Raw genomic sequence first — 6,675 nt, 5'->3', positions numbered from 1 at the left:
CCGGGCATGATGACATCCTCCCCGCCAGCGCCTCCCGGCACTAACGATCAGTTGTCACCAGTTCCTTCCTCACGCCCGACGCCATCAACATGCATCTTGACGTTGAGGGAAATCGGATGCGGAGATGAAGCTGCGCCAATGCAACAGCGGATGCAGTGCTCCCCGAGCGCGTCATGAGGGTAGCCTTACCTGCATGGGTAGGAAGAAGAATACGCCATCAGATCGCCAGTTCATGATGACGCACGTCGTCCGGACGGAACGCATCAGCCCGAGCATCGTGAGGGTGACGCTCGCCGGTCTCGAGGACCTCGATGTGCGAGGATACGACCACTGGTGCCGGCTCTTCTTCACTCGTGAGGGTCAGGATGTGCTGGAGCTTCCCACCAGCACCACGGAGCTCGGCTGGTATCTGCAGTACCTCGCGACGCCGAAGACGCGGCGACCGTGGGTGCGTGCGTACACGGTGCGCGATGCGCGACCTGAAGCGGGCGAGGTGGACATCGACTTCGTCATCCACGGCGAGCAGGACGGGAGCATCGGGCCGGCTGCCCGATTCGCCCTCGAAGCCCGTTCCGGCGACCGGGTGGGGTTCCTCGACCAGGGCCTGGCCTTCACACCTGACCACCCGCATGACTGGACCCTGCTGATCGGCGACGAGACGGCGATGCCGGCGGTCGCCGGCATCTGCCGCTCGCTTCCGCGCGATGCGCGAGGCGTCGCGATCATCGAGATTCCCACTGCGGGTGATCGCCAAGAGCTCTCGGCTCCGGCCGGGATGGAGATCACCTGGATCCATCGCGACGAGTCGTCACAGACTGCTGCCCGGCCCGGTGAGCTCGCACTGCGTGCGCTCGCGGCTGCGGCTCTGCCCGATGGTGAGGTGCATGCACACGTCATCGGAGAATCCGCACTGGCGACCGGGGCGCGTCGACACCTCGTCCAGGAGCGCGACGTGCCCAAGCGCAACGTGGACTTCGTGGGGTACTGGCGTCACGGGCGTGCCGCGACCGGTTGAGATTCTGTGTGAACCTTTCGGGCGTGAGGCCGTGTGGCTTCGCGCTCTGCTGCCAGCCGGGGTTTGGGCGTATTGATTCCTGATGAAGTAGCGTTCTGATGTTCCGCAATCGATGAGACCCGGTGGAGTTGCATTTCCATGTCTGATGTTCTGCCTGCCTGCCCGGCGTGCTCGGAGGCGTACACCTACGAGGACCGCGGGCTGCTGGTATGTCCGATGTGCGGTCACGAGTGGTCGCCGGATGCTGCCGACTCCGTCGAGGAGTCGTCGATGGATGCCGTGATCACGGATGCCGTCGGCAACCCGCTCGCCGATGGCGACACCGTCACCGTCGCCAAGGACCTGAAGGTCAAGGGCGCCGGCGGCGGCACGGTCAAGGTCGGCACGAAGGTCAAGGGGATCCGGCTGATCACCGACGGCGTCGGTGACCACGACATCGATGCGAACGTTCCCGGCTTCGGGCGGATGCAACTCAAATCGAGCGTGGTCAAGAAGGTTCTCTGAGTCTGCTCGGAGTGGTTCCGGTCCCGCCCACCGCGATCAGTCGTCCGCGTCGACCCCCATGCCGGGTACGGCCGCACCTTCGGCACCGGCTCTCACAGCATCCTCGATGCGCTGCCCGATAACCGGATCGACGTTCTTCCAATAAACGAAGGCGTTGGACAGCACCGGTTCGATGACCCCGTCCAATGCGCCGGCCACGGTCTTCACGAATTCGTCGCGCTGGGCGTCATCGAACACCTCGCGCACCAGGGTTCCGGCTTGGCCGAAGTCGTCGTCGTCCGCGCGCAGGTCGTATGCGTGCCGTGTCAGCTCGCCATCGGCCTCCCATCCGTTCTCGACCGGGCCCTCCTCGTCTGACCACGAGTCGCCGAAGGAGTTCGGGGCGTACACCGAGCGCGCACCGGTGTGCTGGTACCACATGCTGCCCTCGAAATTGTAGGTGTGCACATCGTTGACGGGGCGGTTGACGGGAAGCTGCTGGAAGTTGGTGCCCACTCGATATCGCTGGGCATCCTGGTAGGAGAAGGTCCGGCCGAGCAGCATCTTGTCCGGTGAGTTCCCGGTGCCGGGGACCATGTTCGCCGGTGAGAAGCTCGCCTGTTCGATCTGGGCGAAGAAGTTCTCCGGATTGCGATTCAGCGTCATCGTGCCGACCTTGATTCGCGGGTAGTTCTTCTTCGACCACACCTTGGTCAGATCGAACGGATTGAACCGATACTCCTTGGCCTCGGCGTACGGCATGATCTGGAAATACACGTCCCATGACGGATGCCGGCCTTGCTCGATCGCCTCGTAGAGGTCCTGGCGGTGGAAGTCGGCATTGGCTCCGGCCAGCCGTTCGGCCTCCTCGTTCGACAGCTGCTCCATGCCCTGGTTCGTCAGGAAATGCCACTTCACCCAGAACCGCTCTCCCGAGGCGTTGACCAGTGAGTACGTGTGCGAGCTATAGCCGTTCATGTTCCGCCAGGTCTTCGGAAGTCCCCGCTCGCCCATGAGATAGGTGACCTGATGCGCGGATTCCGGGTTGTTCGTCCAGAAGTCCCACTGCATCGTGGCGTCGCGCAGGCCATTGTTGGGAAGGCGCTTCTGAGAGCGGATGAAATGCGCGAATTTCATCGGATCCCGTACGAAGAAGACCGGGGTGTTGTTGCCCACCATGTCGAAATTGCCCTCTTCGGTGTAGAACTTCAGCGCGAAGCCCCGCACATCGCGCCATGTGTCTGGCGATCCGAGCTCGCCTGCCACGGTCGAGAAGCGGGCGAGCATCTCGGTCTTCTTCCCCGGCTGCAGGAAGTCGGCCTTGGAATAGCGCGAGACGTCCTCGGTGACTTCGAACGTGCCGAAGGCGCCCGCGCCCTTCGCGTGCGGACGTCGCTCGGGCACGTTCATCCTGTTGAAATGCTGCATCGTCTCGATCAGGTGATGATCGTGCAGCACGATCGGCCCGTCGTTGCCGACGGTGAGCGAGTTTCGATCGCTGACGGCGGGGATGCCCGCCTGCGTGGTGGATCCCGTGGCGTTCGGGGTCTTCTTCTCCATCTCGTCCTCCTTCTCCTGTGGATCGGAGCCGTGATGCACGAAGCTCGACGGTCTCCGAGTGGCTCGTGCGCCCAGTCAAGCCCGGACGGGTTCAGAAGTGAAGGGGGGTGACGCCGCCGCTAGAGTCGCTGTATGGCGAGTGCTGTTCACCTGATCCGTTCCGCGAAGCTTTCTGACGTTGCCGAGTACGCCTATGCGGCGACCGCGCCGAAGGACGCTCGACTGATATTCCTCGCCGGGTCGTGCCCTTTGGATGAGGGCGGGGAGACCATCGCGCCCGGCGATTACGCGGCTCAGGCCGCGGCCTGTGTGAGCACGATGACGGATGCCCTGGCCGCTGCGGGCGCGACGCTGACCGATGTGATCAGCACGCGTGTGCTCGTGGCCTCGTCATCGCAGGCCGACCTGGTCGCTGCGTGGGAAGTCGTCCGTGAGGCGTTCGGGGCGCATGATGTTCCGAGCACGCTCCTGGGGGTGACGGTCCTCGGCTACAACGACCAGCTCGTCGAGATCGAGGCGGTCGCCGCGGTCGCCGCGGTCGCCGACTGACCCCGGCTCACTCCGCGCCGTGCACCGGCATGACGGTCGCCGCGCGGATGTGCTCGTAGACGATCGTGGCGTGCTCGGGGGAGCACTGATGATCGCAGGAATCACCGCCGTCACCGTGATCGATGCGCGTCGAGCACCGGCATCCGCCTCGGCGTCAGCTGGCCCGCGACCATCGCGACGAGCGAGACGGCGAAGCCGAACAGTTGCACCGCGGTGAGCGCCTCGCCGGCGATCACCGCGCCCAGCACCGCCGCGACGAGGGGCGAGAGCAGGCCGAGCAGTGCCGTGGCCGTCACCGGCAGATGTCGGATCCCCGCGAACCAGATCGTGTAGGTCATGAGGGCGCCGATGAGTCCCAGCCAGGCGTAGCCCGCGATCACCGGAGCATCGATGCCGGCTGGGATGCCGTCGATGAGCGCGGTGGGGACGATGAGCACGAGACCTGCGGCGGTCAGCTGCCAGCCGGCGAGCCCGACCGCTGAGACGCCTGCGGGGCGCCCCCACTTCTTCGTCAGGACCACGCCGGTGCCCATCGACGCGGCGCCGAGGAGGCCGGCGGCGATCCCGGTCGGATCGAGCGCGGCATCCGGTCCGAGCACGACGAGCGCGACACCGGTCACGCCGACCGCACCCCACACGACCCGCCAACCGGAGAGACGCTCGTGCAGCAGCGCGACGGCGAGGAACGCGACGGCGATCGGCTGGAAGGCGCCCAGCGTCGCCGCCACACCACCCGGCAGATGCTGCGCGGCGATGAAGAGCAGCGGGAAGAACGCGCCCATGTTCAGCGTGCCGAGCACGAGGCTCTTCCACCACCACGAGCCGCGGGGGAGCCGGCGGGCGATGAGCAGCGCGATGATCCCGGCGGGAAGAGTACGCATGAGCGCTGCGAAGAGCGGATGCCCCTCGGGCAGCAGATGCGTCGTGACGATGTAGGTCGTACCCCAGACTGCGGGGGCGAGGGCGGTCAGGAGGGTCCAGCCGACGCGGGAGTCGAATCTCATGTCTTCATGCTCGATCGCGCGGCAGGATCAGTCCAACGCATTGTTCTCATCCAAACTATGAACTGCAATGATTAATGAGTGGAACTCCAGCAGATGCGTTACGCGATCGCCGTCGCCGAGGAGCGCAATTTCACCCGCGCCGCCGCCCGATGCCACGTCGTCCAGTCTGCGCTCAGCCATCAGATCAAGGCGCTCGAGCAGGAGCTGGGCGTCGAGCTCTTCGCGCGCACGAGCCGTCGCGTCGAGGTCACCCCTGCCGGGGAGGCGTTCCTCGACGCCGCGCGGACGAGCGTCGCCGCGGCCGAGCGCGCGGCATCCGATGCGGTGGCGACGACGGGCGAGATCCGCGGCACGCTCACCATCGGGGTGATCCCGACGGTGACGGCGATCGACCTGCCCGCATTGCTCAGCGGATTCCGGCGGCAGCATCCTGCCGTGCGGATCGCGCTGCGCAGCGGCGGCAGCGATGAGTTCCTCGAGGCGATCGCCGCGGGCCGCATGGATGCCGCGGTGCTCGGCCTCGCCGGCGATGTCGCGCACGCGGGGATCGAGTCGCGAGAGCTCGCGAGGGAGGATCTCGTCGCCGTGGTCTCGTCCCGGCATCCGCTCGCCGACCGTCGACGTGTGCGGCTCGCCGATCTCGAATCGGAGCCATACGTCGACTTCCCGGCAGGAACGCCGGGGCGAGCGCAGTCGGATGCCGCGTTCACCGCCGCCGGCATCGATCGGGACGTCGCATTCGAGGCGATGGACATCGCGCTGATGCTCGGGCTCGTGCGCACGGGGCTCGCGATCGCGTTCCTGCCCCGGGCGGTGGTCGCGGATGCTCCGGACGTGCGCTGTCTCACCGTCGTCGGTGCGCCGAGCCGCATCGAGCACCTCGCTTGGAGCGGGTTCAACCCGACGCCCGCGGCGAAGGCCTTCATCTCCGCCGTCGAGTCGGAGTACCCTGCCCGAAAGGGAGGAACGCATGAGTGACACCGCAGTGCTCGTCCTGATCATCGTCGGAAACATCGTGTTCATCACCGGATTCGCCGTGACGATGCTCTTCATCGTTCGCCGGAACGGCATGGAACGGCGTTCGTACGGTGGCCTGACCCGGGATGGGTCCGTGCAGTCCGGCGGAAGCATCGTCGACGGCGGCCAATAGGCTGAACGCATGCCCCGTACTGCGCAGTCGATCCACGTCGAGACGCGCGGAGACGGGCAGGCGACAATCCTTCTGCTGCATGGCGGAGGCGTCGGCGGGTGGATGTGGCATCCGCTCATCGATCATCTGCCCGCGGGCAGGCGGATGATCGTCCCGGACCTGCCGGGGCACGACCGCAGTGCCGCAGCGCCCTACGTCTCGCACGAGGATGCGCTCGCATCGATCGTCGCGGTGCTCGACGAGCACACGGACGCTCCGGTGTCCGTGGTCGGCTTCTCGCTCGGAGCGCAGCTGGCGGTGCTGCTCGCCTCCGAGCGCCCCGACCTCGTGAGCGATGCGGTCGTCATCAGCGCGCAGGCGATCCCCATGCGGATGCCGCGAACGACACTCGCGATGCTCGCGATGGCGGCACCGCTCGCGAGGAATCAGCGCTTCGCCCGTGCCCAGGCGCAGGAGCTGTTCATTCCGGACGTGCTCATGGACGAATACCTGCGCACCTCGGCGACGATAAGCACCGCCGACCTCGTCGCGGCGGTCGGCGAGAACATTCGCTTCACGGTTCCCGACGGCTGGGCGGCTTTCCCCGGCCGGTCTCTCGTCCTCGCAGGGTCGGACGAACGGAGGATGATGCGATCGTCCGCCGCGATACTCGCCGAACGGCATCCGCGCAGCGAGATGGAGATCGTCGACGGATGCGGCCACGGCATCCCGCTGCAGCGACCTGCATGGCTCGCGCAGCGGCTCGGCGAATGGTGGCAAGCCCCTTCGGTGCTCTGATCGACGAAGGTGCTGAGTCCGGGGTCGCGGTGAAGCACATATGACCGCTTCATAACGAATAAGTGCAGTCGCGTGAATAATCCTTGTCAGGCGCTCGACCGGTGCTCTATCTTGGCGGTACATCCAGCGGAGCACGC

The 6,675-nt window shown here is 66.2% G+C and carries 8 protein-coding genes; 6 read left to right on the top strand and 2 right to left on the bottom strand.

Going from position 1 to position 6,675, the window contains the following annotated elements:
• The first annotated feature begins 193 nt into the window (after positions 1-193).
• Both Q0Z66_RS01805 and Q0Z66_RS01800 read left to right on the top strand, forming a co-directional pair.
• Positions 194-1,015, top strand: a complete 822-nt coding sequence (locus Q0Z66_RS01805) for a siderophore-interacting protein (protein ID WP_298037011.1) — start codon at positions 194-196, stop codon at positions 1,013-1,015.
• Positions 1,016-1,153: 138 nt separating this feature from the next.
• Positions 1,154-1,519, top strand: a complete 366-nt coding sequence (locus tag Q0Z66_RS01800; protein WP_298037009.1) for a zinc ribbon domain-containing protein YjdM — start codon at positions 1,154-1,156, stop codon at positions 1,517-1,519.
• A 36-nt stretch (positions 1,520-1,555) separates the two neighbouring features.
• Here Q0Z66_RS01800 and Q0Z66_RS01795 read toward each other — a convergent pair whose 3' ends face one another.
• Positions 1,556-3,058 (bottom strand): catalase, encoded by a 1,503-nt coding sequence (locus tag Q0Z66_RS01795; RefSeq protein WP_298037007.1) that lies wholly within the window; start codon positions 3,056-3,058, stop codon positions 1,556-1,558.
• A 132-nt stretch (positions 3,059-3,190) separates the two neighbouring features.
• Here Q0Z66_RS01795 and Q0Z66_RS01790 point away from each other — a divergent pair, with 132 nt between their 5' ends.
• The gene (locus Q0Z66_RS01790) at positions 3,191-3,607 is read left to right on the top strand and encodes a Rid family hydrolase (protein WP_298037005.1); all 417 of its coding nucleotides are present in this window, start codon (positions 3,191-3,193) and stop codon (positions 3,605-3,607) included.
• 110 nt (positions 3,608-3,717) lie between these two features.
• On the opposite strand, the gene Q0Z66_RS01785 is transcribed toward Q0Z66_RS01790, so the two are convergent.
• Positions 3,718-4,611: an EamA family transporter gene (locus Q0Z66_RS01785; protein ID WP_298037004.1), complete on the bottom strand. Its 894-nt coding sequence runs from the start codon at positions 4,609-4,611 to the stop codon at positions 3,718-3,720.
• Between the two features lie 78 nt (positions 4,612-4,689).
• On the opposite strand from Q0Z66_RS01785, the gene Q0Z66_RS01780 reads away from it, so the two are divergent.
• Genes Q0Z66_RS01780 through Q0Z66_RS01770 form a run of 3 tightly spaced genes read left to right on the top strand, consistent with a single transcriptional unit; the run spans position 4,690 to position 6,538 of the window.
• A complete protein-coding gene (locus tag Q0Z66_RS01780; protein ID WP_298037000.1) occupies positions 4,690-5,589 on the top strand; it encodes a LysR family transcriptional regulator in 900 nt (299 codons plus the stop codon).
• Positions 5,582-5,761, top strand: coding sequence for a hypothetical protein (locus Q0Z66_RS01775; RefSeq protein ID WP_298036998.1), 180 nt, complete (start codon positions 5,582-5,584; stop codon positions 5,759-5,761). Before Q0Z66_RS01780 ends, Q0Z66_RS01775 begins: the two co-directional genes overlap by 8 nt.
• Before the next feature lie 9 nt (positions 5,762-5,770).
• A complete protein-coding gene (locus tag Q0Z66_RS01770) occupies positions 5,771-6,538 on the top strand; it encodes an alpha/beta fold hydrolase (RefSeq protein WP_298036997.1) in 768 nt (255 codons plus the stop codon).
• Positions 6,539-6,675: the final 137 nt, after the last annotated feature.

Source organism: uncultured Microbacterium sp. (assembly GCF_947632095.1).
GTDB lineage: Bacteria > Actinomycetota > Actinomycetes > Actinomycetales > Microbacteriaceae > Microbacterium.
The sequence above is the reverse complement of the archived record's forward strand: the minus strand, read 5'-3'. Positions and strand labels throughout refer to the sequence as shown.

Excerpts from the sequence above, each read along its gene's own strand:
- Q0Z66_RS01805 (WP_298037011.1), top strand. The coding sequence starts at position 194 with ATGGGTAGGAAGAAGAATACGCCATCAGATCGCCAGTTCATGATGACG.
- Q0Z66_RS01800 (WP_298037009.1), top strand. The coding sequence starts at position 1,154 with ATGTCTGATGTTCTGCCTGCCTGCCCGGCGTGCTCGGAGGCGTACACC.
- Q0Z66_RS01795 (WP_298037007.1), bottom strand. The coding sequence starts at position 3,058 with ATGGAGAAGAAGACCCCGAACGCCACGGGATCCACCACGCAGGCGGGC.
- Q0Z66_RS01790 (WP_298037005.1), top strand. The coding sequence starts at position 3,191 with ATGGCGAGTGCTGTTCACCTGATCCGTTCCGCGAAGCTTTCTGACGTT.
- Q0Z66_RS01785 (WP_298037004.1), bottom strand. The coding sequence starts at position 4,611 with ATGAGATTCGACTCCCGCGTCGGCTGGACCCTCCTGACCGCCCTCGCC.
- Q0Z66_RS01775 (WP_298036998.1), top strand. The coding sequence starts at position 5,582 with ATGAGTGACACCGCAGTGCTCGTCCTGATCATCGTCGGAAACATCGTG.
- Q0Z66_RS01770 (WP_298036997.1), top strand. The coding sequence starts at position 5,771 with ATGCCCCGTACTGCGCAGTCGATCCACGTCGAGACGCGCGGAGACGGG.